We start from the raw sequence: 25995 nt of genomic DNA, 5'->3' as shown, positions 1-25995 counted from the left end.
GCGTCACTTGCCGAGCGTTTCCGTCAGCGCCATTTCCCGGCTGGTCATCAGCTTCTCGATGTCCATCAGGATCAGCATGCGGCCGTCGACGGTGCCGAGGCCCGTCAGATATTCCGCCGTCAGCGTCGCGCCGAACTCCGGCGCGGGCATGATCTGATCGGTGGCGAGCGTCAGCACGTCCGACACGCCGTCCACGACCATGCCGACCACGCGGCCCGCGACGTTCAGGATGATCACCACCGTCTGATGGTCGTACTCGACCCGCCCCAGGTGGAACTTGATGCGCATGTCGACGATCGGCACGATGATGCCGCGCAGGTTGATCACGCCCTTGATGAACTCCGGCGCGTTCGCGATGCGCGTCACGCTGTCGTAGCCGCGGATTTCCTGAACCTTCAGGATGTCGATGCCGTACTCTTCGGCGCCGAGCGTGAAGATCAGGAACTCCTGACCGCTCGCGTCGGCTTGCGCGTCGCGGCGGCCGCCCGAACCGGCCAGGCCGTTCGAATTGATGGATTGGACTTCTGCCACGTTAGCCCCCAAAACGGTTGGGATATGAGTTGAGTTTCAGTTTCAGGCGAGCGCGAGCGACGCACCATGCGACGCCCGCGTCTCGCGATTCAGTGCCGCCACGTCCACGATCAGCGCGACGCTGCCGTCGCCGAGAATGGTCGCGGCCGAAATGCCGTGTACCTTGCGGTAGTTCGTTTCGAGGTTCTTCACCACCACCTGCTGCTGGCCGACCAGCTCGTCGATCAACATCGCGAAGCGCCGTCCTTCCGTCTGCATGATGGTGACGATGCCCTGCGTCGGATCGGTGCGCGCGTCTTCGACCGAGAACACTTCATGCAGCGCGACGAGCGGCAGATATTCGCCGCGCACACGCACGACGCGCTCGCCGTTGGTCACCGTGTAGATGTCGTCGGCGCGCGGCTGCAGCGACTCCATCACGAAGTTCAGCGGCAGGATGAAGATCTCGCTGCCCACCTTGACCGACATGCCGTCGAGAATCGCCAGCGTGAGCGGCAACACGATGCGCGTCGTGCTGCCCTTGCCCGCGTGCGACGTGATTTCGACGTGACCGCCCATCGACTGGATGTTGCGCTTCACCACATCCATGCCGACGCCGCGGCCCGACACGTCCGTCACCTGCTCGGCCGTCGAGAAGCCCGGCAGGAAGATCAGGTTCCAGACTTCTTCGTCGGTCATCGTGTCGCTGACGGTCATGCCCTGCTTGGCCGCCTTCGCGAGAATCTTGTCGCGGCGCAGACCCGCGCCGTCGTCGCTGACTTCGATCACGATGTTGCCGCCGTGATGCGCAGCCGACAGCACCAGTTGGCCCGTCGAATCCTTGCCTGCCGCCTTGCGCGCCTCGACCGTTTCGATGCCGTGGTCGAGGCTGTTGCGCACGAGGTGAGTCAGAGGATCGATGATGCGTTCGATCAGGCTCTTGTCGAGTTCCGTCGCCTGACCGAAGGTGACGAGTTCGACCTGCTTGCCGAGCTTCGCCGCCAGATCGCGCACGAGACGCGGGAAGCGGCTGAAGACGTAATCCATCGGCATCATGCGGATCGACATCACGGCCTCCTGGAGGTCGCGCGCGTTGCGCTCCAGTTGCGCCATGCCGTTGAACAGGCGGTCGTGCAGCGCGGGATCGAACGTGCTGGTGGTCTCGGCCAGCATCGCCTGCGTGATCACCAGTTCGCCGACCAGGTTGATCAGCTGGTCGACCTTCTCTACGCCCACCCGGATCGAGCTGCCTTCCCCCGCGTTCGCGGCCGCCGCCGGACGCGCCTTGCGATCGCCTTCGGCGGACGCGGATGCGGATGCGGGCGCGGCAGGGGCCTTCGCGGCTGACTGCGCGGCGGGCGCTGCGTCGGCGGCAGCCGGCGCGGCTTGCGGTGTAACGATTGCGGCGCTCGCCGGCTGAACGGCGGGCGCCGCGGCGGGCTGAGCCGCCGCGGGCTGCGCGGCGGCAGGCGCCGTCGCGACAGCGGCTGCAGGCTGCACGACAGCGGCCGGCGCCCCCGCGCCGCCGCTCGCCATGCCCCCCACGTTCGCCGGCGCGGACGGCGCGGATTCGGACGCTCCAGGCGCGCCCTGCTCCGCGCCGTTGGCCGGCGCTGCGCCGCGGCCGATCACGATCTGACTTTCGTCGATCACGAAACAGCACACGGCGACGATATCGTCGGACGACACATCGGATTCGAGCCACAGCGTAATATCGCCGCCTGCCTTCACCTGTCCAACGATACGGCCCAGGTTGCCCAACTCTTCGGTCAGCAGTTCCTGGTCCTTTTCCCCAACGCCCCGTAGCGTAATTTTCAGATGGGGTCCTGCGGCCACTTCGGATGAAGCAGCGCCGGTCTCTGCCGGTTCGTTGCCTGCCCATTCGCCTGCGGCTTCTACTGCCTGTTCGATCACATGCTCGGGCGCCTGGCCTGACGCTGCGGGCGCTGCCGCCGGTGCAGCAAGCGCGGGCGCCGGCGCTTCGCCGCGGCTTTCCGCGTGCAGCCGTTCGAGCTTTGCGCAGATCGCGGCCGCGGTCGCCGCATCGGGCTCGGCGCTCGCGCGGTAGTCGGCGAGCTGGCCCGAGAGCACGTCCTTCGTTTCGAGGAACGTGTCGATCATGTCCTTGCGCAGCACGAGCTCGTTGTTGCGCGCGCGGTCCAGCAGCGATTCGAGAATGTGCGTCGTCTCGGTCAACGCGGTGAAGCCGAAGGTCGCCGCGCCGCCCTTGATCGAGTGCGCCGCGCGGAAAATGGCGGCGAGATCCTCGGGATCGGGCTGGCCGACGTCGAGATTCAGGAGCAATTGCTCCATTTGCGCGAGCAGCTCGTCCGCTTCGTCGAAGAACGTCTGGTAGAACTGAGTAATGTCGAGTGTCATGCGTGTGTCACCGCGAGAGTCCTGGCTGCTATGCCGCTTCCATGTGTCGGTTGCCGCCTGCTGGCCGCCGCGCTCAGCCGAGCGCCGCGACCAGTTCGGTCAGCATGTCGGGGTCGAGCGGTTTTTCGATCCATCCCGTGGCGCCCGCGTCGCGCGCCGCAGCCTTGAACGGCTCGCCGGATTCCGTTGTCAGGACGAGGATCGGCGTGGTGCGGTAGGCGGGGTTGCCGCGCAGCGCGGTGATCAGATCGAGGCCGGTTCTGCCCGGCATGTGCTGATCGGTCAGCACGAGATCGAACGGCATCGCCAGCGCGTTTTCGAGCCCTTCGTCGCCGTCGGCCGCGAGCGTCACCTGATAGCCGGCACCCGTCAGCGTCGCGGCAAGGATTTGCCGCATCGCCGCCGAATCGTCGATCGCCAGAATGTGCCTGATCATTCAATCCTCACTGCGCTCACGATGGATCCCGGATGCGCTCTCTGCCGCGCGTCCGTCATCCGCTAACTGTCATTGCGTCGCCGTTGCAGGCGCCGCGCCGCTTTTATCAGCACTGTCAGCCGCGCTCTGCGCGACTGCGCTCGATTCGCCCGCGCCTTCGTTCATCGCGCCATGCTGTTTGAGCGCCGGCGATTTCGGCGCGGCAGCAGGCTGCGTGACGGATGGCGGAACAGACGGCAAAGCGGGCTGGGAAATCTTTTGCAGCAACGACGGCTTGCTGGCAGCGCCTGCACCTGCGCCCGCCGCGTCGTTCGACAACGTGGTCGAGGTCGTGTCGTCCTGCATCAGCGCTTCTTCCGAGCGCCGGTTCAACACGATGATGCTGATGCGCCGGTTCTCCGGGTCGAGCGGATCGGCCTTGTTCAGGTTCTGCGTCGATGCGAGGCCGAGCACGCGCAACACCTTCGCCTCGTCCATGCCGCCCGCGATCAGCTCGCGACGCGACGCATTCGCGCGGTCCGCCGACAATTCCCAGTTGCTGTAGCCCTTCTCGCCGCCCGCGTACGGCACGGCGTCCGTGTGGCCCTGCACGACGATGCGGTTCGGCACGTCGTTCAGCGTGGTGCCGATCGCCTGCAGGATGTCGCGCATGTACGGCTGCACGATCGCCTGCGCGGTCGCGAACATCGGCCGCTTCTGCGTATCGACGATCTCGATGCGCAAGCCCTGCAGCGTCGAGTCGATGCGGATCTGCTGCTTGAACTGGCGCAGCAGCGGGTTCGCCTCGATCGCGGCCATCAGCTTGACCTGCAGGTCGTGCAGGCGGACCTGCTCGCGGCGCTCGACGGCGCCCTGCAACTGTTGCAGCGCCTGGTCGTCGGCGCGCATCGCGGTGTGTTCGGCACGGTTCGTCGAGCCGTCCGTCTGGCGCGTGATGCCGTCCTTGTCGGTCGAGATGTCGCGGCCGCTGCCCGGAATCGCGCTGGAGTCGACGGCACTGCGGTCGCCGCCCCAAAGCGTGATCTTCAGCGGCTGATTGAAGTAGTCGGCGATGCCTTTCAACTGCACCGTCGATGCCGAGCTGAGCAGCCACATCAGCAGAAAGAACGCCATCATCGCCGTCATGAAGTCCGCGTACGCGAGCTTCCATGCGCCGCCGTGATGGCCGCCCTTCTTCGGCGCAGCGCGCTTGACAACGATTGCGCGGTCTTTGTCCTTGCTCATTGCCCGTTCCCTGTCCCGTGCGTGCCTTACTTCGCCTTCACGCGGCGCACGTGTTCTTCCAGCTCGGCGAACGACGGACGTTCAGTCGAGAAGAGCACCTTGCGTCCGAATTCGACGGCGATGGCGGGCGCGTAGCCGTTCAGGCTCGCGAGGATCGTGACCTTGATGCACTGGAACATCTTGGTCGACTCGGTGACGCGCTGCTCGGCGACGCTCGCGAGCGGCCCGATCAGGCCATACGAAAGCAGAATGCCGAGGAACGTGCCGACCAGCGCCTGCGCGATCATTTCGCCGAGCACGGCGGGCGGCTTGTCGGCGGAGGCCATCGTGTGCACGACGCCCATCACGGCCGCGACGATACCGAACGCGGGCATCGCGTCGCCGACCTTCATCAGCGCGTGGGCGGGCGCTTCGCCTTCGGCGTGGTGCGTTTCGATCTCTTCGTCCATCAGGCTTTCGATCTCGAACGCATTCATGTTGCCGCCGACCATCAGGCGCAGATAGTCCGTCAGGAATTCGACGATGTGATGGTCAGCGAGAATCTTCGGGTACTGCGTGAAGATCGGGCTCTTCTGCGGATCGTCGATATCCGCTTCGAGTGTGAGCGTGCCCTCCTTGCGCGCCTTCGCCAGCAGGACGTAGAGGAGCGCCATCAGCTCCATGTAGACGTCCTTGTTGTACTTGGCGCCTTTGAACAGCGTCGGAATCACGCGCAACGTAGCCTTGATCGTCTTCATCCCGTTGCCGAGGATGAACGCACCGAGACCCGCGCCCGCGATCATCAGCACTTCGACGGGCTGCAGAAGCGCACCCAGGTGGCCGCCCTCCAGCGCATAGCCGCCGAAGACGGACAACAGCGTAACGAGTGTTCCCACGAAAATCAGCACTGCCGAGCCCTCACGAAAAGCGACGGAGACCGTCGTTATTCAGGTTTACGGCAAGCAGTCGGAAAACTTTGGCCGATTGAGTGCCCGACCCGGGGCGGTGTAAACCAGAGGAGCCGTGCGAGCGACGCCGGGCCTGCGCGGCAGCCGCTCAGACGGAGCTGGCGACATCGTCCCGCGAGGCTTCCAGCGTGTCGCCGCGCCGCGTGACGATGGCCGCCCGCGGTTCGTCGCAGCGGGCGTCGGCGGCCTTGCGGGTCTTGCCGGCGCGCGACGGCGGCGCACAGAGGCCGCATACGAAGCCGTGCTGCGGATCGTGCGCATGTGCGACGAAATGCCCTCGGCAGCGGGTGCAGGGCGTCATCTGCAGCATGCCGGAGTCGAAGAAGCGCACCAGCGTCCATGCGCGCGTGAGGCTGAGCGCCGGCTCGTCGTGGTGCATCCGTACGTGCTCGAGATAGAGCCGGTACGCCTTGACGATCGACTGGATCGTCGCGCAGCCGCCCAGTCCCGACATGAACCGGTAGACGTTGTAGAACAGCGACGCGTGGATGTTCGGCTGCCACGTCATGAACCAGTCGGTCGAAAACGGCAGCATGCCCTTGGGCGGCGACACGCCCTTCACTTCCTTGTACAGCTTGATGAGCCGGTCGCGCGACAGCGACGTTTCCGCTTCGAGCAACTGCAGGCGCGCGCCGAGTTCGACTAGCTCGATCGCCAGGGTGATTTCCCTGACTTCGAGCACCACGCTTTTTTGTGCCATCCGCCTCGCTTCCCATGTCCGTTGCCGTTCCCATGCGGCGCGGCCGGACGGGAACGGTAAAAGCGCCGTCGCCGGCGCGCGTATGGTTGCGTCCGTCGCGGCGCATGTGCGCCGGCGGGCCGGCGTCAGCCGATCTGCTCGACGGGCTGCCCCGCCAGCAGGATTGCGGAATGCGCCTGGGCGACGGCGCTCGATTTGCCCTTGTCGGCCAGCGACGAGAGGATCTGATGATCGTCGAAGCGGAAGCGGCACAGCATCTGGTTCGATGCGGCCAGTTTGACGGTCTGTGCGAGCGACAGATTGGCGAGCACGTCGGCGAGCTGCTCCGAGATGCCCATGCGGAACATGCCCATCGGCTTGTCTTCGCGCAACAGACGTTGTGCGAGAAGCAGATAGGACAAGTTCAATTCCCTTATTTCATTGAGCATGTCACTTTGAGTGCTCATTGAATCCCCCGGTTTGAAACTGGCTGGTCAGGCCTGTGTGAAACGTTTGCTCGATCGCGTTAAAAAACCACGAACGGCACGCTTATGGTCAGCGTGCATTTTCCCGAAAGGGCCAGCCGACGAGAATCGGACATCCACCCCAACTGGTTGACGGAAGAATCCAGAATTTCTGTAGGAGTTTTTCCTACAAATTTTTTAGCGAGGGATTTGAAAAGCAGACAGCGCGCGTTGCGTATGCCGGCGCTTACACGCGAGAACATGCGTGAAAGGTTTGGGAAGCGGATTATGCGCCCATATTCCGGCGACTACCAAGCTAAATTCGCACGGATTCGTACGGCGATGCACAAATTGATCGGACGAATCGGGCATGCAAGATGCTCCGTTATCTGGCGCCAGGCGCGGCAGACATTGCCTCATGCCGCGGCCGGCGGGCTTTCCGGCAGCTTCCACTCGTTTTTACGCATCCTGTTTCGCGCTGTAACAACTTTAAGTGTTTGAAAAATAGCTCGAATTGGCGCGCCTGATCACGATAATGGCACCTAGGGATAACCCGATCGGGTTCCTGCCGCGGGCGGCGGCACACCGCGCCCAACCGTCCGTCAGGCTTGCGCTTTTTGCCATACGAAAGGCACCGCCGCGCGAAGCCGTCAGCATAAGGAGATCACGCATGCGAATCGCACAAATCGCACCGTTGTACGAAGCTGTCCCACCGAAACTCTATGGCGGCACAGAACGCGTCGTGTCATATCTGACCGAGGCGCTGGTCGACCTGGGCCATGATGTGACGCTCTTTGCGAGCGGCGATTCCATGACATCCGCCAAACTCGAAGCCGCGTGGCCGCGCGCGCTGCGTCTCGATCCGACGATCCGCGACGCGCTCGCTCCGCACATGCTGCTGCTCGAAAAGGTCCGCAAGGTCGCGCACGAGTTCGACGTGCTGCACTTTCACCTCGACTATTTGCCGTTCCCGCTGTTCACGACGCTCGACACACCCTTCGTGACGACGCTGCACGGGCGCCTCGACCTGCCCGAATTGCAGCCGGTGTTCGATACGTTCGTCGACGCGCCCGTGGTCTCGATTTCGGATTCCCAGCGCCTGCCGCTGCAACAGGCAAACTGGCTCAACACGATCTATCACGGTCTGCCCGACCAGCTGCTCACGCCGCAAGGCCACAAGCAACCCGAATACCTCGCGTTTCTTGGCCGGATCTGCCCGGAAAAGCGCGCCGATACAGCCATCAAGATCGCCGCACAAAGCGGTTTGCCGCTGAAGATCGCCGCCAAGGTGGACAAGGTCGACCAGGAGTACTTCAAGACGGAAATCGAGCCGCTGCTGTCGCAGGCGCACGTCGAATTCATCGGCGAAATCAACGAGGCGCAAAAGCCGGAGTTTCTGTCGGGCGCGAAGGCGCTGCTGTTCCCGATCGACTGGTCGGAGCCGTTCGGCCTGGTGATGATCGAATCGATGGCGTGCGGCACGCCCGTGGTCGCGTTCAACCGCGGTTCGGTGCCAGAAGTGATCGACCACGGCGTCACCGGTTTCATCTGCGAGGACGTTCAGGGCGCGGTGGCGGCGGTCGAACGCATCGATGAACTGTCCCGGACGGAAATCCGCTCGCAGTTCGAACGCCGCTTCAGCTCGAAGATCATGGCGCAGAACTATGTAGACAGCTACTCGGCGCTCCTCGAAGCCACGCGCCGTCCGATGCTGCGTCAGGTGGCCGTGGGCTGATCGCGCCGCCATGTTGTTCGATTCTGTTGATCTGACGTATTACGCGTAAATTGTTCATTTGAAACGTTTGCGCGTAGGTGCATAACCTTCGTTTCGAATCGTAGCCGAAAAAAAGCCGCCTCCCCAGGCGGCTTTTCTATTTCCGCGATCGAAACCCGACCGCAATGGCAGTGCGTTCTTCAATGCGCAGTACTCCGCTTTTGGTGAATGAGGTTATCCGTTCCTCAGATGCCTTACCGCGCTTTAAAAGAATCCGCAAAGTGGCGCATTCAGCTTGCTGACCTTCAATCGGCTTTCGCCTTTCTCCCAATTACGTCTGGCCAATCAGAAAACGCTCGCGGTTCTTGCCGGCAATCCACTTGGGCGGCTTTCCCCGGCCGCTCCATGTGCTGCCCGACTTCGGGTCCTGATACTTGGCGGGCAGCGGCGCCTTCTTTGGCGGGCGTCCGCGGCGGGCCGCCTCGGCAAAACCGAGGTCATGCGCGCTAAGTCCGTATTCGGCGATCTTCTGGCGGATTTCGGCAATCACATTGCCGACTTCATGACGGCGTGCTTCCTCCGCTTCCGCCTGCAAGCGAGCGATCTGCGCCTTCAGATCTGCGTATTGTGACATTTGGGCTCCCCTCTTTCTTGTAGAAGTGGTTAGCACGGAGATTAGCCCGTGCTAACGAAATTCGCAATGGCGGTTAATACCTCGCTTCAAAGATTTTGTCTGAGTATTTATTAAAACCTACTTGAATCGTTCAAACGGAGGTTGTTTTATCGCAAATAATTCGGCCTCCGTGAATGACAATTCTTGACACTCCATTTGTGCTCGGGTGCTTAAAATTTGCGCTCGCAAGTCCCGGGTAGCGCATGCGCTCTCGTCCTTGATTCCCTTGTACTTATTAGGATTACACACAATGAACCTCTCCAGGCGTCTTGCAGCGGAGCTGTTCGGCACCTTCTGGCTCGTACTTGGAGGCTGCGGCAGCGCTGTCCTTGCGGCAAACTTCGCGGGGCCCGTTCACGGACTCGGCATCGGCTTTGTCGGCGTATCGCTCGCCTTCGGCCTGACTGTTCTAACAATGGCCTATGCGATCGGGCATATTTCCGGCTGCCATCTGAATCCGGCGGTGAGCGTCGGGTTGACGGTCGCGGGCCGCCTTCCGGTGCGCGACCTCGTGCCGTATATCGTCGCGCAGGTTCTTGGCGCGGTCCTCGGCGCATATGTGCTTTCGGTCATCGCTTCGGGCAACCCGGATTTCCACCTCGTAGCCAGCGGTTTTGCGAGCAACGGTTACGGCGACCGCTCGCCGGGCCACTACGCATTGCCGGCCGCGTTCGTCTGCGAGACGGTGATGACGGCGTTCTTCCTGTTCATCATTCTTGGCGCGACCGACAAGCGCGCGCCGGCCGGCTTCGCGCCGATCGCAATCGGCCTGTGCCTCACACTGATCCATCTGGTTTCGATTCCCGTGACCAGTACGTCGGTTAATCCAGCACGCTCGACTGGCCCCGCAGTTTTCGTCGGTGGCGCGGCCGTCGATCAGTTGTGGCTGTTTTGGGTTGCCCCCATTCTCGGTGCGGTGATTGCTGGAATCGTGTACCCGCTGATTGCCGGCGATGCTCAGACGACGACAGAGTCGCCGCGCGCCCGAGTCACGGTTTCCTGATCATTCTCTATTCAGTCTTATTGCAAAACGGGGCGCTTCGGCGCCCCTTTTTTCGTCCGGTTGGCGCAGTTGCAGCATTAATAGATGGTTCAAATGTAAGGCTGGTTTACGGTTGAATTTCATCGCAACCCAGTCGGCGCTTTACCCGAATGAAAGACGGCTGATAGCGCCTTGCGCAGCGCCTCGCCGATTCCGACGGCATGGTGCTGGGGCCGATAAGCGCATGCGCAGCGGGCATGCCCGCTTTCACTTCGTAACATGCTGTCGCAGCCGCATCCACCGACGACGCGTAGATTGATCCCGTACGGCAAGCACGCCGCATTCAAGGGAGAAACAACATGAAAGGCATCGTCATTCACATGCTCGTTGCAGCAGGTCTCGCCGCTGGCGCATGCGGTGTCGCACAGGCGCACACAGATCTGAGCATCGGCCTGTCGCTCGGCGCGCCTGCTCCGGCGTATATCGCGCCCGCGCCCGTCTATGCCGCGCCGCGACCGGTGTACTACGGTCACCGCTACTGGGGAGGCCGTCGCGATGACGGCTATCGACATAACTGGGACCGCGGTCGCGGCTGGGATCACGACAACCGCGGGTATGGCGACAACCGCAATCGCTGGAACGACAACGGGCGGGGATGGGGTTACCACCGCAACTGAGATACCGGCGTATTGCTGCGGGGACAGGCCTGGAATCTCGTAGCGAAGCTGGAAAAGGCGGATGTCGCATCGTATGGCGCGTCTCCCATAAAGAAAGCGCGCCATGCGTTTTGAAGCGTTGGGGATTTATGCCGTCATTTCGTCGTCGATCTCGAACAGCTTGCGCAAATGGTGCGCGACCCCCGCTTCGAAGTTATTGCCGATACGCGGGACGCCCGGAAGCCGTGCGATCAGATCCGGGTTCGCGTTGTTCATCATGAACGGATGGCCCGCCGTTTCCAGCATGTCGATGTCGTTCATGTTGTCGCCGAACGCGACGCACCTCGCGGCCGGGACTTTGAGGCGGTCGAGCACGAACTGCAGCGCCCGTCCTTTCGATACATTCGCCGTCATCACCTCGAGGCAGTCGGGCAACGAGTATGTGACATACAGTGCATCGCCGAACGTCTGCTCGAGGTTGGCCGCCACCACCGCGAGATCTTTCGGATCGCCGATATACAGCGCCTTCGCGATATCGGCTCCATCATGCTGCTGCAGATCGATCACGTTATAGGTGAAGCCCGAGTCCTGGTGATAGCGCAGTAATTCAGGCGCGTCGCGATCGATCAGCCATTCCTTGTCGGCGAACAGATTGACGATCACGCGCCCATGCTCACCGGCGATTTCCGGCTTGACCAGCTGCTGCACGACGCCTGCAGACAGGTCGTCGGCGAAAATCATTTCGTCGTCGGGGGAATGGACGCGAGCGCCATTCGACGTGATCAGGTACGGCCGAATGCCGAGGACGTCGCGAATACCGGCAACGTCGCAGTAGTGGCGCCCCGTCGCGATCACGAGATGCACGCCCTGAGCCTCGAGCGCGCGCATGGTGGCGACCGTGAATGGATCGACCTGGTGATTGCTGTTCAGCAGCGTTCCATCCAGATCGCTGGCGATGACTTTGTACATAGGTTCGCGAGCTGACGAAGTCGGAAAACCGCTATTTTATCGCCTCCCGTCGCGCGTCTTGCCGTACCGGGCGTGCTTGGCGTCAGGCGTCGCGGCTGATTCGCCCGACCTCGCGTTGCGCCAGTCGCAGCGCACCGTGCGCGGAATCGGAAACAGGCGGGCGAAGACGGTCGCGGTACGGCGCCGGCACGTATTCGCTCAAAGGCCCGCCGAGGCCGCCGCACAGTGCGACCGGCAACGTACCCGAAGGGTCGAGCGCGGCGATCATCTTGCTGATCTCGCGACCTGCTTCGTCCAGCAGACGCGCCGCAAACGGATGCTCGCGATGCGCGACGACCACGGGCGCGAGGCTCGCGTAAGCCGTTTGATTCGCGTCGCACAACCAGACGACCAACCCGTCGCGATCCGCTGCCCCGACATGCTCGATTAGCGCCTGTGAAAATTCGTCCGCCGGGACGCGGCCGTCGAGCGCCTGCTGTGCGTGCACGATCGCGCGCAGGCCGAGCCAGGCGCCGCTCGCTTCATCGGCGGACGGGTAGCCGTAGCCGCTGACCATCCGGCTCACGCCATTGCGATCGAGCACGGCCGCGACGCTGCCCGTCCCGAGCGCCACGATTACGCCCGGCTCGCCGCCGTGTGCGCCGAGCAATGTCGAGTATGCGTCGCTTTCGATCGCGAGACCGGCCAAGGGTGGTGCCTTTGCGCGAAACGCGGCCAGCCACTCCCGGTTATTGACACCCGCCAGCCCGCAACCGAGCACGCAGCGCGACCAGTCGGCAGTCACGCCGGCTCGCTCGCACGCTTGCGCGCTGGCGCCGAGGATCGCCTGCCAGGCGCGCTCCACGCCGAGGCCGAGCCCTGACGGCCCCGCCGTGCCTTGCGCAAGTTCTTGCCCCGTGGCGTTGGCCAGCACGACGCGCGTGCCAGTGCCGCCGCCGTCGACGCCGATCAGATAGAGGTCTTGATTCATCGATACGCTCATTGATGTGTTACCGCATAGCGTGGCAGGTCTCTTCGCGCACCGCAATTGGCCGAATGGCCAGGTTGCGGCCGCACCTCGTTCCGCTATGCTGGCGTAGCCCGACAAACGGGCGACCGATCAACCATGCAGGAGCCTGAACGTGGCAGAGCAGCGATGCAACTGGGCGACGAGCGAAGCGCTCGCACACTATCACGATACCGAGTGGGGCGTTCCGTCGCGCGATGATCGGCATCTGTTCGAGATGCTGGTGCTCGAAGGCGCGCAGGCCGGTTTGTCGTGGTCGACGATCCTCAACAAGCGCGCCGGTTACAGGCGCGCGTTCTTCAACTTCGATATCGACAAGGTCGCCCGCATCTCGCCGCAAAAAATCGATGCGCTGGTGCTCGACGAAGGCATCGTGCGCCACCGCGGCAAGATCGAGTCGGCGGTGATCAATGCAAAAGCGGTCAAACAGATTCAGGCGGAACACGGCTCGTTTGCGGACTTCGTGTGGTCGTTCGTCGATAACACGCCTATCCAGAATTCGTGGTCGAGTTACAAGCACGCACCTGCATCGACGGAAGTATCGGATGCGCTCAGCAAGGCGCTCAAAGGCTACGGCTGCAAATTTGTCGGCACGACCATCTGCTACGCGTTCATGCAAGCGGTGGGCATGGTCAACGATCATCAAACGGATTGCGCCTGCTACACGCAATGCGGATCACTGGGTAAGAAAGGCCGGAAGAAGAGTCCGATGTGATGCAGGCGGTGCGCGGCGGCGGCCGCCGATCGGTGTCGCACCGTCGCAACATATGCCATAACCGCGCCCGGACTCATGTCGGCGCGGCCGGTTGCGCAACGGCGCGCACGAACTGGCCTCCGGCAAGGCTTCGCAGCATTTCTCCGCGAGCCTCGCAACGGCCGGCTCAACGGGAACTGAGCGCTAGCCAACACAACGGCTGACTTTGGTCGCATTCCCGTCGTTATAACTGATACATGCGATGCCGGACGGGGCAGTCATCCGGGCAATCGACGGCATCGTTGGTGCAATGCAGGGCAGCGCAAGCTGTGAATTGAGCGTGAATCCGCGCTCTAGTCGCGGCTTCGGGGAATGGTGCGGCACGGGATACTGTTCGCCATTGCACCAGATACAAATGACCGCTGCGCAGTGCGCGGGGAAGACCAACATGAAAAATCTTAACTTCCTGACGCATCAGGAAATATTCGACCGGGCAGTCGAACACCTGTTCGGCCAGGGTCGCACTGCGCTGCTGCCGCGCGGCGGGGGCGCTTACCGGGGGTATTGCGGCGGTTGCCCGGTCGGCAGCTTCATCCATCCGCGCGACTATATGACGGCGATGGAAGGGATTCCCGTCCGATATATCGGCAAGGCGCCGTCCGAAGTGCCGATGTACATGGACGTCGGAGTTGCTGCGCTGAAGAAGGCGTTGCTGCGTTCCCGCTTGAACATCTACGACCCGGCCACCATCGAATTGCTCAGTTGCCTGCAGAACGTCCATGACGTCTTCGGTGCATGGGAGTGGCGCGACCGGCTTCGCTCGATCGCCCGTCAATTCAAGCTTTCCGACGAACGCACGCGGACCGCGGCCTGACGCTCGGCATCGGCTCGATATCGCCGGCCGCGAGCCTCTCGCGCCGATGTCCTTCCTGTGAGCGGAAACGAAAAACGGCGGTGCGGCTTCTTTCGAAGCTCACACCGCCGTTCGGCGTGCTTTCGCGTGCCTGGAAGCGTGCTCAGTGCAGCTTCTTCGGCAGCATCTGGCTGCGCAGGCGCTTGTGCAGGCGCTTCACTGCAGCTGCCTTCTTGCGCTTACGTGCCGTCGTCGGCTTTTCGTATGCCTGGCGCTCACGCAGTTCTGCGATCAGGCCATTCTTTTCGATTGCGCGGCGGAAGCGGCGGATTGCCACTTCGAACGGCTCGTTTTCTTTCAGAAGAATCGTCGTCATGTAATTCCTAAAAACGCTTGATACGGTTAATGGCGTGGCGGTTAGCCCACTCACGCGCCGGCCCTCCGGTCGTTCCGATTCTGGCGAAGCACAACTGAAACGAGAGGCAAAGCGGCCACGGAGGCCGGAAAAGAGAGGTGGGAGTTCACCGCGAAACGCGGGCAGCGCACGTTGCGGCGCCGCGCCTAGCTAGCGTTTCGCCACCAGTAACCCATGACGAAACGAGCAAAGATCTCAATTCACTCCCGATCATATCAGGAAATTGTCTCGCGGACTAGCATTTTAGCGAATTTGCTCAGGCACTTGCGTCGTTCAATAGCCGCAAGTCGGCGTCTGTGAGCTTTAAATTGACGGCCGCGACAAGACTTTCCAGCTGTTTGACGGATGTCGCGCTGGCGATCGGCGCCGAAATGCTGGGGCGCGCGATCAGCCAGGCGAGCGCAACAGACGCCGCCGTGCTGCCACGCCGCCCGGCCACCTCGTCGAGCGCGTCGAGGATGGCGAAGCCGCGTTCATTCAGATATGGCTCGACCTTGCCGCCGCGTGCGCTTTTCGACAGATCCTCGCGCGAACGGTACTTGCCCGACAAAAAGCCGCTCGCCAGACTGTAGTAGCAGACGACGCCCAGCCGTTCAGCCAACGCGACGGGCTCGAGATCGGTTTCATATGAGGCGCGGTCGTACAGGTTGTACTCCGGCTGAATCACCTGATACTCCGGCAGGCCGTTGTCCCGCGAGACCTGCAGCGCCTCCTGCAACCGTGCGCCGCTATAGTTCGATGCGCCGATCACCCGGACCTTGCCTGCCTCGATCAAGCGCTGATACGCGCCGAGCGTTTCCGCGAGCGGCGTCTCTTCATCGTCGAAATGGGAGAAGTAGACGTCGACGTAATCCGTTTGCAAGCGCCGCAGCGAATCCTCGACGGCCGCGCGGATGTTGCCCGCCGACAGTCCCTTGCGGCTGCCCAGCATGCCGACCTTGGTCGACAAAACGATCTGATCGCGCTTGCCCGTCTTCGCGAACCACTTGCCGATGATCGTCTCCGACTCGCCGCCTCGATTGTCCGGCACCCACGCCGAATAGACGTCGGCGGTGTCGATGAAATTCAGCCCGGCGTCGGCGAATGCGTCGAGTATCGAGAAGGACGTTGCTTCGTCTGCCGTCCAGCCGAACACGTTGCCGCCGAACATCAGCGGCGCGACCTGCAGATGCGATGTGCCGAGGTTGCGTTTGCGCATGACTGTTCCACAAGCGAGTAAAACGAAAATCAAGCATACGCCGCCTTCGCATTTGTCACATTCACACCGGCCGTGGCCGCACGCCTGTATTCCGCCCATGCGCCCCTAAATTTCGTGAGCAGGCCCCTAAAGTTTTCTTCTGACCACGCCGTCAACCAGGACAGGCGGCGACGCAATGCACAGAGAATGCGCGACGCCAATGCGAAACAGCCTACACAAAAGGCGTTTTACAAACGAGGACGCAAAATGCTGAACATCAATACCAACATCCTGTCGCTGACGACGCAAACGAACCTGTCGGGTTCGCAAAACGCGCTGTCGTCCGCCATCAACCGCCTGTCGTCGGGCAAGCGCATCAACACGGCGGCTGACGACGCAGCAGGCCTCGCGATCGCCACGTCGCAAACGTCGGCAATCAACTCGTGGAACCAAGGCGTCGCCAACGCAAACAACGCGATCTCGATGGTGCAAACGGCTAACGGCGCGCTGCAATCGACCATCGACAACCTGCAGCGTATGCGTCAGCTCGCTGTCGAAGCCGGCGACGGTTCGCTGAACGCCTCGGCACTCTCCGACCTCGACACGGAATTCCAAACGCGTCTGAATGAAATCACGCGTGTCTCAACGCAAACGACGTTCAACGGCCAGCAAGTGCTCGGTGGCGGCTTGGGCGCGGCGGGTGCCGTGACGTTCCAGATCGGCCTGACCGGCGCGGATACGCTCACCGCAAACTTCGGTACCACGAAGTGGGATTCGACCAGTCTTGGTATCAATGCGGACAGCCTCACCTCCGCCGCCAACGCCTCGACTGCGATCGCGGACATCGACGTCGCGCTCGGCTCGGTGAATACCTTCCAGGCACAGCTTGGCGCGACGCAAAACACGTTTCAGTCGGCCATCTCGAGCGCACAAACCACGTCGACCAACCTGAGCGCTGCTCGCGCGCAAATTACCGACGCTGACTTCGCGACGGAAACGGCCAACCTCAGCAAGGCACAAGTGCTGCAGCAAGCCGGTATCTCGGTTCTGGCACAAGCGAACTCGCTGCCGCAGCAAGTGCTGAAGCTCCTCGGCTAATAGCCGCCTCCTCTCGGCGTCATAAGATGCGCCGCGTTAAGCGGAGCCATCACAGAAGCCCCGCCAAGCAGCTCTCTTCGCGCTCCGAAAGTCATCCTTTCGGAGCGCCTTTTGCAGTTTCGTTCAAACCCTTTCCCGTTGCGACGAACGGAGCCCACGCATGACCACGACGACATCCTCGACCGATACGAGCAGCTTGCTCGCTCAAGCAGCACAATCCATTCTGAGCGGCTCCACACATTCCTCGCTCGATGTCGGCACGCTCGTGCAATCGCTCGTCACAGCGAAAACCGCAGCACAGGCTGCGACCATCGCGAACAAACAAAGCCTCGATAACACAACCCTTTCCGCGATTGGCCAGTTGCAGTCGGCGCTATCGGCACTGCAAAGCGCGGCGAGCGGCCTTGCGGACGGCAGCGTGCTCTCGAAGCTCGCCGCAACGGTTAGCGGCAGTGGCTTGAGTGCGACAACATCGACGGGTGCAATCGCCGGTACGCACATCGTCAAGGTCACGTCGATCGCAAGCGCGAACATCATCTCGTCGGGGGCGATCCCCAATGGTACGTCGCTTGGAACCGGCAATTTCACGATCAAAGTCGGCAATAACCCGCTTACCATCGCCCTAAACGGCAGCGAGACCGTTTCTTCGCTAGCGGCCGAAATCAACAGCGCGGCGAACAATCCCGGCGTGACGGCATCGGTCGTTAACGGAACGGACGGCCAGCATCTGATGCTCACGTCGAAAAATACGGGCTCAGCCAATGCGATCACGCTGAGCGCAGACCCCACCGTTCTCGGCACCCTTTCCGCCGGCTATACGACGCTGTCGGCAGCACAAGACGCCCAGTTGACGGTGGACGGCGCATCGGTGACAAACAGCACCAATTCGATCTCGGGCGTGATCGCGGGCGTAACGCTGAATGTGTCCGCCGCTTCCGTCGGCACACAACAGACGCTGACGATCGCAAGCGATACGAACGCAGCGGGCACGGCGATCAGCAATTTCGTCAAAGCGTACAACCAGTACGTGAGCGTCTCTTCGTCGCTCTCGTCATATAACTCGAGCGCACCGGCGGGCTCGCAGGCTGGGCCGCTGCTTGGCGACGCGATGCTGAATTCGATCACAAATGGACTCGCCAACATCATCAGCAGCGGCGTCACGACCGGCGGCCAGACGTATAGCCTTGCATCGATCGGCCTGGACCTGCAGCCCGACGGCACCATACAAGTCAACAGCACAACGCTTCAAAACGCACTGAGTTCAAACAGCTCGGCTATTTCGGCGCTCTTCAACACGACCAACGGTGCTGGCGCCGCGTTGAATACGTTCGTCAAGACGGCTATCCAGACTGGCGGCACCCTTGATGCTCGCACACAGGCCCTCAAGTCCGATCTGTCCGACCTGAACGATCAGAATACGCAACTGCAGGCCTACTCGGACCAACTGACGGCCCAATACAACGCGCAGTTCACCGCGCTGAACAACTTGATGACGACCATGCAGAACAACCAGCAGTATCTGACGCAGCTTTTTGGCGGCCAGAACAGCGCGGGCACGCTGGCAACCAACAAGTAACGCTCGGCGACCTGCCGCTCAGCCTCAACGGAAAACCCACCATGGTGCAAGATTCGCTGCTTCGCACGCTCGAACTGAGTCAGGAAATCGATACCGCGGCGGCGCAAGGCGACTGGGCGCGGGCGGCCGACTTGGTCGCCGCGCGCTCGCCATTGCTGATGGCGCTTGAACCGACGCGCGATGCCGAAGTCCTCGACATCGTGCGAACCATTCAACTGCTCGATGAGGCCACCACGCTAAAAGCCCGAGAACAATACGACGCGCTTACGGAACAGAAGCGCGAATCGATGCGGCGCGTGGCCGCCGCGGGCTTTTACCAGGCGACAGGAAGACTCTGATCGTCAATCTTTCCGATCACGACTGGGCGTCCCCCGCCATATAGGTCTGCCACATCTGCTCGAATGCATCCTCGAGATGGCGCGCGAACCGCGGCGCGTCGAAAAGCGGCGACGCCAGTACCTGCGCGCGCAACCCCGCGCGAAGATTGGCGAGGCGCATCGGGTCCCTCGCAAAAGTGGCCGCCTTTGCGACATAGTCGTCATCGCCCTCGGCAATCCAGTCCGACAACCCCGCGGTGTGAGCGATGCTTTCACCGATGTGGGACAAAAAACGATCACCACGCCGCGTCAGAACCGGTACACCCATCCACAATCCCTCGACACTCGTCGTGCCGCCAGGATAAGGAAATGGATCGAGCGCAATGTCGACGCGATTAAACGTGCCGATATGGACTGCGCGCCGCGACTGCCCCTCCAATATCAGTCTTTCCCGCGCGATGCCGTGCCGTGAGAATCTCTCCACCGTCTCGCGGTGAACGCCCTCGTCTTTGAGCTGCTTCGCCTTCAACAGCAAGCGTGAATCGGGAACGGCGTGCAGCACGCGCGACCAGAGTGCGATCACGTCCTCATTGACTTTCAAAAGATTATTAAGGCATCCGAACGTTACGAACCCGTTGGCCTCCATCGGCAACGGTCCGACGTCGACGTCGAACTCTGGCGTCGTAAAGCAAAGGTAACTGTCCGGCAGCCGCCATGGCTTCTCGACGAAATGCCAGGACTCTTCGGCGGGCAATACGTGACGGTCGCCGAGGATATAGTCGACCGTGTCGAGGCCGGTGGTCGCAAAAAAGCCAAGCCAACTCACCTGCACCGGAGCGGGCTTCCAGGCAAACGCCGGTAGCCGGTTTAAAAGTGTGTGCCCGGACAGATCTACGAGAATGTCGATTTCATGCTCATAAACCATGCGAGCGAGCGCTTCATCGTTCAAATGGGCCACGCAGCGCCACTCGGAGAAATACCGCATCAGCTGCGCAGTGAGTTCGTCACCGTATTTCTCCGATGAATACGCAACGAGTTCCAACCGCTGCGGATCCAGATGCTCCAGTACGCTCGCGAGAAAGTGCCCGACGGGATGCCCCTTGAGATCTCCCGAGACAAAGCCGACCTTGATCCGCCCGCCACGTTTATTGCGATCGCGGTCTCGCGTGTGCGCCAAGCGCTCAACTCGATCGCTCACGCACGCACGAAACCGATTGGCCTGTGCAAGAAACGCATCTGGCGACAAGCGCGGGGAATAGCTCGACAGAAAGAGCAGGGACGAGTGAATCGCGGTCGCGTCTGGTTTCAGCTCGATCACCTTGCGTATTTCCGCGACCGTCCCCTCGAGATCGCCGAGATCCGACCGAATGACTCCGAGCGTGTAATAAATCCTGGACAAATCGCCTTTGAGCGACAACGCCGTCAGGCAGCTGGGGAGCGCGGCACGAGTATCACCCTTTTGGATCAACGCCCGCGCAAGCGCGAGATGGGCCTCGGCGTGCTCTGCATTGAGCGCGATCGATTTCTTGCAGCTTTCGACGGCCTCCTCATGTTTCATCTGATTCGAATAGGCCATGCCGAGCGCGAGGTGCCCCTCATGAAGCGCAGCATCTAGCTTGATCGCTCGCTGATAGCAAAACACGGCCGCTTCGAGCTGTCCTGTGGCGAGGTACGCGTTTCCGAGATGCATATACACGTGCGCATTGCCAGGTGCCAGATCTATCGCACGACGGTAGCTGTCGATTGCTGGCTCGATTTCCCCGCGTCTCGCCAACGCGTTGCCGAGGCTCACGTGCGCCGGTGTCAGGTCTGGCTTCAGCGAAATTGCCGTGCGACAACAGCCGATCGCCGCATCTAGATTGCCCTGTACGGCCCGTACATTTCCAAGGTTGAGATGCGCCTCGGCATAGTGTGGCTGGTACTCGATGGACTTGAGGTAGCTCGACGCCGCCGCGTCGAACTCGTTCAAATCTCTCAGAGCATTGCCCAGGTTGTTGTACGCCTGCGCATAGCCCGGATCGAGCTCGATCGCCTTCGCGCAACTTTCGACCGAAGCCTGCGCGTGCCCCGCCAGCCGCAGCGCGTCACCGAGATTGTTATGCGCTTGCGCGTAATTCGCATCGAGCGCGATGGCAACCTGATAGCTTTCAATGGCTTCTTCGAGATTGCCGCTTTCCTTCAGCGCGTTGCCGAAGTTGTTGCAATACACGGCGTTCGGTTTGAGCCCGATAGACCGGCGCATCAGCGCGATACCGGCCTCGTGCTGGCGCACTTGGCACGCGAGCAACCCCAGAAAATGCAGCGCATCCGGGTGTTCGGGCTCCGCTTGCAGTATCTGTCCATAGATGACCCGCGCATCCGCGAGACGCCCGGCCTCATGATGCGCCAGCGCGTCGGCAATCAGTTCAGTAGTACGTTGCATGATTGGAAAAAAGCGGCCGTAAAAAAAGAGGACAGCCGCGATGCTCACATGCTGCCGACCTCTTTTGATGTGGAAAAATTTCAGTACGGGTGTGCGCCCGTATCGAAATCGACGAGCTCGCCGCCGTGTTCGATCATGACGGAGTCCACGGCAATATCCTCGCGCGCCATCTCGGCGATGATGTCGCGCGCGCGCCATTGCGTCGGAATCACAATGACGTCCACGGGTGCCGTCTTCAACACGTCGCGAAATTCGATCTTCTGCCCGCTGCCGGGCACGAAAGTGCCTGCCTTGCTCGGGTCCGAATCGACGACGAGCGGAAAGCGCCGTGCGTCCGCGCAAAAATGATGAATGAAGGCAGCAGCCTTGCCCGTGCCGCCCCAGATTGCCACGCGCTTGCCCTGCTCGGCGAGCGCCGACAACTGATTGGCAATCGTCTCGCGGCTCGCGATGGAACGCACCGAGAACGCGGAAGCCGCCTTTTGCCGATCTCGTATGTGCACCGGCACGCCAAGCTTCACCAACGCATAGACGACCTCGCCGTCGTACCCTTGCTCGAGCACCGCGATTTCGCCGGCGCGCGCCATGAGGGTCCGGAACGATTCGGTCGTGAAGTGCGACACATGCTCGTAGAAGAAGTCCGCAAGGCGATCGGTTTCGAAGACGCGGTCGATGCACGGCACCTCCGCGAAAAGCCAGCACTCATTGCCCTGCGCGGCGGCACCCCATGCAAGTTGTTCGATCAGTTTCGCGGGCTCGGTCAGATGCTCGAGCACATGGCGGATGACGACACCGTTCGGCGCGAAGGTCGGCATGTCGGTCAACGGCTCGAACAGGCGCGCGTGAAACTCGACTCCCTTACCGGTTTCCGGGCTTGCATTCGGATCGAACCCGACGAATCGTCCACCGTCGCGCGCGCGCGCGAGGCCGCGCACGAAATGTCCTTCCCCGCAGCCGATTTCGACGACAACGGGCTTTGGCGGCAAGTGCGCAAGCAACAGATCGCGCGTGGCGGCGAGATGGCCCTTCCAAATCCCGCCGTTGTTAAACATGCGGTTGGGATTGCTTTCGTAGGGAATTGCGTCGTAATGAAAGCGGTGGTTCCAGACGTGCGAACAGGCTGGGCATTGGACAAAGTCCAGCGCATGGCGCGGTAAGTCCCGCGCAGCTTGCGCCGACGAGGGCCAGGCAAGCGTGGCGAGCGGCTGCTCGCCTGCGGGAAAAAATGGCGCCGCCAGCGAGTGTGCGCAAACGGGGCAAGTCGTACTGACAAAATCGAGGCTCATGTATTCACCAATTTTTTGAACCAGGCGATGGTTTCTTTCAGGCCGTCTTCCAGAGCGACGCCGGGACGCCAGTCGAGCGTATGGCGCGCCTTTGCGATGTCGGGGCGACGCTGAACCGGATCGTCCTGAGGCAGCGGACGGTATTCGATGCGGCTGCGCGATCCCGTGAGCCGCAATATGTGCTCAGCCAACTCGCGGATCGTGATTTCCGACGGGTTACCAAGGTTAACGGGGCCGATCTCGTGGTCCTGATCCATCAGGCGCAAGAGTCCCGAAACCAGGTCATCCACGTAGCAAAATGAACGAGTCTGGCTGCCGTCGCCATAGAGCGTAATGGGATCGCCCTTCAACGCTTGCATGATGAAGTTCGATACGACGCGACCGTCATCGGGACGCATCCGCGGGCCGTACGTATTGAAGATTCGCGCGATGCGGATGTCGACTTTGTGCTGGCGGTGGTAGTCGAAAAAAAGCGTTTCCGCGCAGCGCTTGCCTTCGTCGTAGCACGCGCGCGGGCCATTCGGATTCACATTGCCCCAGTAGGTCTCCTGCTGAGGATGAAGCTGGGCGTCGCCGTAGACCTCGCTCGTCGAGGCTTGGAGAATCCGCGCGCCGCAGCGCTTCGCGAGACCAAGCATATTAATGGCGCCGAGCACGGCAGTCTTGACCGTCGATACAGGGTCGCTCTGATAATGGACCGGGCTCGCGGGACACGCCATGTTGAACACGCGATCGGCTTCAACGTAAAGCGGCAGCCACACGTCATGGCGAATTACCTCGAAGTTGGTGTTCCCGATCAGGTGTTGGACATTGCGTTTATTGCCCGTATGGAAGTTGTCGACGCACATGACGTCGTGATTAGCTGCGACCAGACGGTCGCATAGATGCGAGCCGAGGAAGCCGGCGCCACCCGTCACGAGAATGGAATGGTTCATTTAGTGGTCTCCCCGGCACGCCTGGCGTAGCGCTCCCACATGCCACGAAAAGCGTGTTCGAGATGGTTTGCAAAGCGGGGGGCATCGCATAACGGCGACGCGAGAATTTGGGGCCGCAGTTGTGAGCGCAACCTGGCGAGACGATCGTGAACAGATGCGAACGCCGCAGCCTTCGCGACATATGCGTGACTGTCAGCCGCGATCCAATCCTCCAGGCCGGCGGTGTGCAAGATGCTTTCACCGACATGCGAGAGAAACCGGTCGCCGCGCCGCGTCAACACCGGCACACCCATCCATAGCGCCTCGATGGTCGTGGTGCCACCGGGGTAGGGAAACGGATCGAGAGCGATATCCACGCGGTTATATGAGGCAAGCAGTTCGGCGCGCGGCGACGCGCCTTCGAGCGCCAGCCGGGCCGCGTCGATGCCGTGTGCAACAAAGCGCTCGAGCATGCGACGCTGCACGTCGGGATCGCCGAGCTGTTTTGTCTTCAGAAAGAGGCGAGAATCGGGCACCGCATGCAGGACGCGCGACCACAGCGAAATCACCGACTCGTTCAACTTCGCCAGGTGATTGAAGCAACCAAACGTGAATGTGCCCGTCGCCGTTACGGGCATAGGACCCACGGGAATGTCCTGCGTCGGCGGAGTAAAGCACAGGTAGCTGTCGGGCAAGCACCACGGTTCTTCGATGAAATGCTCGCGCTCGTCGTCGGGGAGCACATGCCGATCGCCGAGGATATAGTCCATCGCCGACAATCCAGTGGTGGCGAAGTAGCCAAGCCAACTCACCTGGATCGGCGACGGCTTGCGCGCGAACAGCGCCAGGCGGTTGTGGCTCGTGTGTCCGGACAGATCGACGAGAACGTCGATGTTGTCGTTGTGGATCTTTCGTGCGGCCTGCTCATCATTCAGTGTTGACAAGCCGCTCCACGCCGCAAAGTACGGCTTGAGCCGCGAGGTCACAGTGTCTTCGTGCGTGCGCGTCGGGTAGGCGATGAGTTCGATCCGCGCAGCGTCGAGATGCGCCAGCACGTCTTCCAGAAAGTAGCCGACCGGGTGCGATGCGAAGTCGCCCGAAACCAGCCCTACTCGCAAACGCCGGTTTGGATCGCGGGCGCTCGCATCGGGTTCATGCCGGTAAGGTGTCACCGCTGCGCTCAGACGCGCTCCCAGACGCCGGCTTTCGTCGAGCAGTTCTTGTGGCGTGCACTGCGGCAGGAAGTTCAGCGTGACGAGCAAGTTGCTGTGCACTTCGGGCCACGCAGGATCACATTCGACAGCCTTGTGAAGGCACTCGACCGCTTCATCAAGGAGGACGGCATCGCGCAGAACATTGCCCAGGTTGCTCCGTATCGTGGCAACTCCCGGCTCCAAGACGATCGCCTGCCGATAACAGGCGATTGCGTGCTCCAGGCGATTTAGCTTCTCGAACACATTTCCAAGATTGTTATGCGCTTGCGCGTACCACGGGTTAAGAGCGAGCGCCTTGGCGTAGCTCTTGATCGCGGCGTCCCAATTGCCGCTGCCTTTCAAGGCGTTGCCCAGATTGTTCCAAGCTTCGGGATAGTCAGGCTTCAACGCGAGCGCCTGCGCGCAGCTTTGCATCGCAGCCGTCCAATCGCCGTCCTCGCACAGGGCATGTCCTAGATTGTTGTGTGCCTCCGCATAGTCTGGCCGTAGCAGGATTGCCTGCCGATAACACTCAATAGCGGATGCTCGATCCCCCTGCCGACCAAGCACGTTGCCGTGGTTGTTAAAGTAGATGGCGTTTGGTTGGAGCCTGATTGACCGAGCCATCATTGCGAGCCCGATATCTCGCTCGCCCGTATCGCAAAGCAGCAGACCGAGGAAGTGCAGCGCATCGGCATGCTCGGGTTCGGCCTTCAGGATCTCGCGGTACAGCGCTTGCGCTTCGGCGAGGCGCCCCGCTTGATGATGACCGAGCGCGGCCTGCACGTGCTCGTGGAAGAAGGCTACCGTGGATTGCGCACTGGCCGGTTCAGGAACGCCGATCGGTGCGCCCTCGCAATCAGCGGGGACGCTGCAGTCCGCTTGTCGATCGGTCCTGTCCGGGCGCGTCATACGAACGCCAACCGCTGCAGACAATGGCCGTTGAAAGAGGCCGGCACATTCGCGCACCTAACGCCCGATACGTAATTGTTGCGATATTGGCGGTAAGCGGTCGAAACCATCGGACAATAAACGGAGGCGAGGTGACGGGGACTCTGAGATCGGCCTCCAATTTAGACGATGCGATCGAGGACCAAATTGTGGAGAAGAACAGGGATTCGGGCGCATTTCGGGCAAATGCACACGACATTTGAAAACGCGGGTGTGGCGCGAAAAGTCCACGATAGCCTCAAGCGGCGCCGGGCGTGCCATGTGCGGCAACCGGATCCACATGCAGTACCGACCACGGCCGCTTCGTTAGGTTCTCGCTCCGCGGTGGCGCTGCTGGCTCTGATCGCTCTATGAGACTTCGATGTACAGCAAAGTCGGTATGCGTCGCTATTGGCGAGCACGATTCCCAACGCGTCGCGCGGTGTTCACTACGGAACCGCCTTCGCATTTACCAGTCCGG

General features: G+C 61.7%; 25 protein-coding genes. 9 read left to right on the top strand and 16 right to left on the bottom strand.

Annotation, left to right across the window (positions count from 1 at the left end; genetic code table 11):
- Nucleotides 1-3: 3 nt before the first annotated feature.
- The 7 genes from J8I87_RS16080 to flhD all read right to left on the bottom strand — a co-directional run bounded on the left by J8I87_RS16080 (nucleotide 4) and on the right by flhD (nucleotide 6642).
- Nucleotides 4-531, bottom strand: a complete 528-nt coding sequence (locus tag J8I87_RS16080; RefSeq protein ID WP_209932452.1) for a chemotaxis protein CheW — start codon at nucleotides 529-531, stop codon at nucleotides 4-6.
- Nucleotides 532-573: 42 nt separating this feature from the next.
- Nucleotides 574-2889: a chemotaxis protein CheA gene (gene cheA, locus J8I87_RS16075; RefSeq protein WP_209932451.1), complete on the bottom strand. Its 2316-nt coding sequence runs from the start codon at nucleotides 2887-2889 to the stop codon at nucleotides 574-576.
- Between the two features lie 73 nt (nucleotides 2890-2962).
- Entirely contained in the window at nucleotides 2963-3325 is a 363-nt protein-coding gene (locus J8I87_RS16070) for a response regulator (protein WP_209932449.1), read from the bottom strand.
- A gap of 69 nt (nucleotides 3326-3394) precedes the next feature.
- Nucleotides 3395-4549 carry a flagellar motor protein MotB gene (gene motB / locus J8I87_RS16065; RefSeq protein WP_209932448.1) on the bottom strand — a complete coding sequence of 385 codons (1155 nt, stop codon included), beginning with the start codon at nucleotides 4547-4549 and terminating at the stop codon, nucleotides 3395-3397.
- A 26-nt stretch (nucleotides 4550-4575) separates the two neighbouring features.
- Nucleotides 4576-5436: a flagellar motor stator protein MotA gene (gene motA, locus J8I87_RS16060; RefSeq protein ID WP_209932447.1), complete on the bottom strand. Its 861-nt coding sequence runs from the start codon at nucleotides 5434-5436 to the stop codon at nucleotides 4576-4578.
- 148 nt (nucleotides 5437-5584) lie between these two features.
- The gene (gene flhC / locus J8I87_RS16055; RefSeq protein WP_209932446.1) at nucleotides 5585-6196 is read right to left on the bottom strand and encodes a flagellar transcriptional regulator FlhC; all 612 of its coding nucleotides are present in this window, start codon (nucleotides 6194-6196) and stop codon (nucleotides 5585-5587) included.
- Between the two features lie 125 nt (nucleotides 6197-6321).
- Nucleotides 6322-6642, bottom strand: coding sequence for a flagellar transcriptional regulator FlhD (gene flhD / locus J8I87_RS16050; RefSeq protein ID WP_209932445.1), 321 nt, complete (start codon nucleotides 6640-6642; stop codon nucleotides 6322-6324).
- A gap of 84 nt (nucleotides 6643-6726) precedes the next feature.
- Here flhD and J8I87_RS16045 point away from each other — a divergent pair, with 84 nt between their 5' ends.
- Entirely contained in the window at nucleotides 6727-7140 is a 414-nt protein-coding gene (locus tag J8I87_RS16045) for a hypothetical protein (protein ID WP_209932443.1), read from the top strand.
- Between the two features lie 169 nt (nucleotides 7141-7309).
- Nucleotides 7310-8374 (top strand): glycosyltransferase family 4 protein, encoded by a 1065-nt coding sequence (locus tag J8I87_RS16040; RefSeq protein WP_209932442.1) that lies wholly within the window; start codon nucleotides 7310-7312, stop codon nucleotides 8372-8374.
- Nucleotides 8375-8684: 310 nt separating this feature from the next.
- Here the strand turns inward: J8I87_RS16040 and J8I87_RS16035 are convergent, their stop codons facing one another.
- Entirely contained in the window at nucleotides 8685-8987 is a 303-nt protein-coding gene (locus J8I87_RS16035; protein WP_209932441.1) for an H-NS family nucleoid-associated regulatory protein, read from the bottom strand.
- Nucleotides 8988-9276: 289 nt separating this feature from the next.
- Here J8I87_RS16035 and aqpZ point away from each other — a divergent pair, with 289 nt between their 5' ends.
- Together aqpZ and J8I87_RS16025 are read left to right on the top strand one after the other, a co-directional pair.
- Nucleotides 9277-10029, top strand: coding sequence for an aquaporin Z (gene aqpZ / locus J8I87_RS16030; RefSeq protein ID WP_209932440.1), 753 nt, complete (start codon nucleotides 9277-9279; stop codon nucleotides 10027-10029).
- A 338-nt stretch (nucleotides 10030-10367) separates the two neighbouring features.
- Entirely contained in the window at nucleotides 10368-10685 is a 318-nt protein-coding gene (locus J8I87_RS16025) for a hypothetical protein (protein ID WP_209932439.1), read from the top strand.
- Between the two features lie 126 nt (nucleotides 10686-10811).
- Here J8I87_RS16025 and J8I87_RS16020 read toward each other — a convergent pair whose 3' ends face one another.
- Nucleotides 10812-11633, bottom strand: a complete 822-nt coding sequence (locus J8I87_RS16020; RefSeq protein ID WP_209932438.1) for a Cof-type HAD-IIB family hydrolase — start codon at nucleotides 11631-11633, stop codon at nucleotides 10812-10814.
- 82 nt (nucleotides 11634-11715) lie between these two features.
- The gene (locus J8I87_RS16015; protein WP_209932436.1) at nucleotides 11716-12603 is read right to left on the bottom strand and encodes a BadF/BadG/BcrA/BcrD ATPase family protein; all 888 of its coding nucleotides are present in this window, start codon (nucleotides 12601-12603) and stop codon (nucleotides 11716-11718) included.
- Nucleotides 12604-12754: 151 nt separating this feature from the next.
- Between J8I87_RS16015 and J8I87_RS16010 the strand changes: the two genes are divergently transcribed.
- Nucleotides 12755-13354: a DNA-3-methyladenine glycosylase I gene (locus J8I87_RS16010; RefSeq protein WP_209932435.1), complete on the top strand. Its 600-nt coding sequence runs from the start codon at nucleotides 12755-12757 to the stop codon at nucleotides 13352-13354.
- Between the two features lie 427 nt (nucleotides 13355-13781).
- Nucleotides 13782-14207 (top strand): hypothetical protein, encoded by a 426-nt coding sequence (locus J8I87_RS16005; protein ID WP_209932477.1) that lies wholly within the window; start codon nucleotides 13782-13784, stop codon nucleotides 14205-14207.
- A gap of 142 nt (nucleotides 14208-14349) precedes the next feature.
- On the opposite strand, the gene rpsU is transcribed toward J8I87_RS16005, so the two are convergent.
- Together rpsU and J8I87_RS15995 are read right to left on the bottom strand one after the other, a co-directional pair.
- Nucleotides 14350-14562, bottom strand: coding sequence for a 30S ribosomal protein S21 (gene rpsU, locus J8I87_RS16000; protein ID WP_007581560.1), 213 nt, complete (start codon nucleotides 14560-14562; stop codon nucleotides 14350-14352).
- Between the two features lie 295 nt (nucleotides 14563-14857).
- Nucleotides 14858-15799, bottom strand: a complete 942-nt coding sequence (locus J8I87_RS15995; RefSeq protein WP_209932434.1) for an aldo/keto reductase — start codon at nucleotides 15797-15799, stop codon at nucleotides 14858-14860.
- Between the two features lie 246 nt (nucleotides 15800-16045).
- On the opposite strand from J8I87_RS15995, the gene J8I87_RS15990 reads away from it, so the two are divergent.
- The 3 genes from J8I87_RS15990 (at nucleotide 16046) to J8I87_RS15980 (ending at nucleotide 18790) form a co-directional block, all read left to right on the top strand.
- On the top strand, nucleotides 16046-16876 hold the full coding sequence (locus J8I87_RS15990; RefSeq protein WP_209932433.1) for a flagellin domain-containing protein: 831 nt from the start codon (nucleotides 16046-16048) through the stop codon (nucleotides 16874-16876).
- Nucleotides 16877-17036: 160 nt separating this feature from the next.
- Nucleotides 17037-18452 carry a flagellar filament capping protein FliD gene (fliD, locus tag J8I87_RS15985; protein WP_209932431.1) on the top strand — a complete coding sequence of 472 codons (1416 nt, stop codon included), beginning with the start codon at nucleotides 17037-17039 and terminating at the stop codon, nucleotides 18450-18452.
- Between the two features lie 41 nt (nucleotides 18453-18493).
- Complete coding sequence (locus J8I87_RS15980) at nucleotides 18494-18790, top strand: flagellar protein FliT (RefSeq protein ID WP_209932429.1); 297 nt, start codon at nucleotides 18494-18496, stop codon at nucleotides 18788-18790.
- A 16-nt stretch (nucleotides 18791-18806) separates the two neighbouring features.
- Here the strand turns inward: J8I87_RS15980 and J8I87_RS15975 are convergent, their stop codons facing one another.
- The 4 genes from J8I87_RS15975 to J8I87_RS15960 are packed head-to-tail and all read right to left on the bottom strand — an operon-like array spanning nucleotide 18807 to nucleotide 25496.
- Entirely contained in the window at nucleotides 18807-21239 is a 2433-nt protein-coding gene (locus tag J8I87_RS15975; RefSeq protein WP_313064596.1) for a tetratricopeptide repeat protein, read from the bottom strand.
- A gap of 32 nt (nucleotides 21240-21271) precedes the next feature.
- Nucleotides 21272-22477 carry a class I SAM-dependent methyltransferase gene (locus tag J8I87_RS15970; RefSeq protein WP_209932427.1) on the bottom strand — a complete coding sequence of 402 codons (1206 nt, stop codon included), beginning with the start codon at nucleotides 22475-22477 and terminating at the stop codon, nucleotides 21272-21274.
- On the bottom strand, nucleotides 22474-23412 hold the full coding sequence (locus J8I87_RS15965; protein WP_209932425.1) for a UDP-glucuronic acid decarboxylase family protein: 939 nt from the start codon (nucleotides 23410-23412) through the stop codon (nucleotides 22474-22476). Before J8I87_RS15965 ends, J8I87_RS15970 begins: the two co-directional genes overlap by 4 nt.
- Nucleotides 23409-25496 carry a tetratricopeptide repeat protein gene (locus J8I87_RS15960; protein ID WP_209932423.1) on the bottom strand — a complete coding sequence of 696 codons (2088 nt, stop codon included), beginning with the start codon at nucleotides 25494-25496 and terminating at the stop codon, nucleotides 23409-23411. The genes J8I87_RS15965 and J8I87_RS15960 overlap by 4 nt, the downstream gene beginning before the upstream one ends.
- Nucleotides 25497-25995: the final 499 nt, after the last annotated feature.

Origin of the sequence: Paraburkholderia sp. LEh10 (assembly GCF_017814945.1) — a bacterium.
Taxonomy (GTDB): domain Bacteria; phylum Pseudomonadota; class Gammaproteobacteria; order Burkholderiales; family Burkholderiaceae; genus Paraburkholderia.
This window is presented reverse-complemented; position numbering and strand designations above follow the sequence as displayed.

What these genes read in the sequence shown, in the direction of transcription:
- cheA (WP_209932451.1), bottom strand. Translation starts at nt 2,889, where the DNA reads ATGACACTCGACATTACTCAGTTCTACCAGACGTTCTTCGACGAAGCG.
- J8I87_RS16070 (WP_209932449.1), bottom strand. Translation starts at nt 3,325, where the DNA reads ATGATCAGGCACATTCTGGCGATCGACGATTCGGCGGCGATGCGGCAA.
- motB (WP_209932448.1), bottom strand. Translation starts at nt 4,549, where the DNA reads ATGAGCAAGGACAAAGACCGCGCAATCGTTGTCAAGCGCGCTGCGCCG.
- flhC (WP_209932446.1), bottom strand. Translation starts at nt 6,196, where the DNA reads ATGGCACAAAAAAGCGTGGTGCTCGAAGTCAGGGAAATCACCCTGGCG.
- flhD (WP_209932445.1), bottom strand. Translation starts at nt 6,642, where the DNA reads ATGAGCACTCAAAGTGACATGCTCAATGAAATAAGGGAATTGAACTTG.
- J8I87_RS16045 (WP_209932443.1), top strand. Translation starts at nt 6,727, where the DNA reads ATGGTCAGCGTGCATTTTCCCGAAAGGGCCAGCCGACGAGAATCGGAC.
- J8I87_RS16040 (WP_209932442.1), top strand. Translation starts at nt 7,310, where the DNA reads ATGCGAATCGCACAAATCGCACCGTTGTACGAAGCTGTCCCACCGAAA.
- J8I87_RS16035 (WP_209932441.1), bottom strand. Translation starts at nt 8,987, where the DNA reads ATGTCACAATACGCAGATCTGAAGGCGCAGATCGCTCGCTTGCAGGCG.
- aqpZ (WP_209932440.1), top strand. Translation starts at nt 9,277, where the DNA reads ATGAACCTCTCCAGGCGTCTTGCAGCGGAGCTGTTCGGCACCTTCTGG.
- J8I87_RS16025 (WP_209932439.1), top strand. Translation starts at nt 10,368, where the DNA reads ATGAAAGGCATCGTCATTCACATGCTCGTTGCAGCAGGTCTCGCCGCT.
- J8I87_RS16020 (WP_209932438.1), bottom strand. Translation starts at nt 11,633, where the DNA reads ATGTACAAAGTCATCGCCAGCGATCTGGATGGAACGCTGCTGAACAGC.
- J8I87_RS16015 (WP_209932436.1), bottom strand. Translation starts at nt 12,603, where the DNA reads ATGAATCAAGACCTCTATCTGATCGGCGTCGACGGCGGCGGCACTGGC.
- J8I87_RS16005 (WP_209932477.1), top strand. Translation starts at nt 13,782, where the DNA reads ATGAAAAATCTTAACTTCCTGACGCATCAGGAAATATTCGACCGGGCA.
- rpsU (WP_007581560.1), bottom strand. Translation starts at nt 14,562, where the DNA reads ATGACGACGATTCTTCTGAAAGAAAACGAGCCGTTCGAAGTGGCAATC.
- J8I87_RS15995 (WP_209932434.1), bottom strand. Translation starts at nt 15,799, where the DNA reads ATGCGCAAACGCAACCTCGGCACATCGCATCTGCAGGTCGCGCCGCTG.
- J8I87_RS15990 (WP_209932433.1), top strand. Translation starts at nt 16,046, where the DNA reads ATGCTGAACATCAATACCAACATCCTGTCGCTGACGACGCAAACGAAC.
- fliD (WP_209932431.1), top strand. Translation starts at nt 17,037, where the DNA reads ATGACCACGACGACATCCTCGACCGATACGAGCAGCTTGCTCGCTCAA.
- J8I87_RS15980 (WP_209932429.1), top strand. Translation starts at nt 18,494, where the DNA reads ATGGTGCAAGATTCGCTGCTTCGCACGCTCGAACTGAGTCAGGAAATC.
- J8I87_RS15970 (WP_209932427.1), bottom strand. Translation starts at nt 22,477, where the DNA reads ATGAGCCTCGATTTTGTCAGTACGACTTGCCCCGTTTGCGCACACTCG.
- J8I87_RS15965 (WP_209932425.1), bottom strand. Translation starts at nt 23,412, where the DNA reads ATGAACCATTCCATTCTCGTGACGGGTGGCGCCGGCTTCCTCGGCTCG.
- J8I87_RS15960 (WP_209932423.1), bottom strand. Translation starts at nt 25,496, where the DNA reads ATGACGCGCCCGGACAGGACCGATCGACAAGCGGACTGCAGCGTCCCC.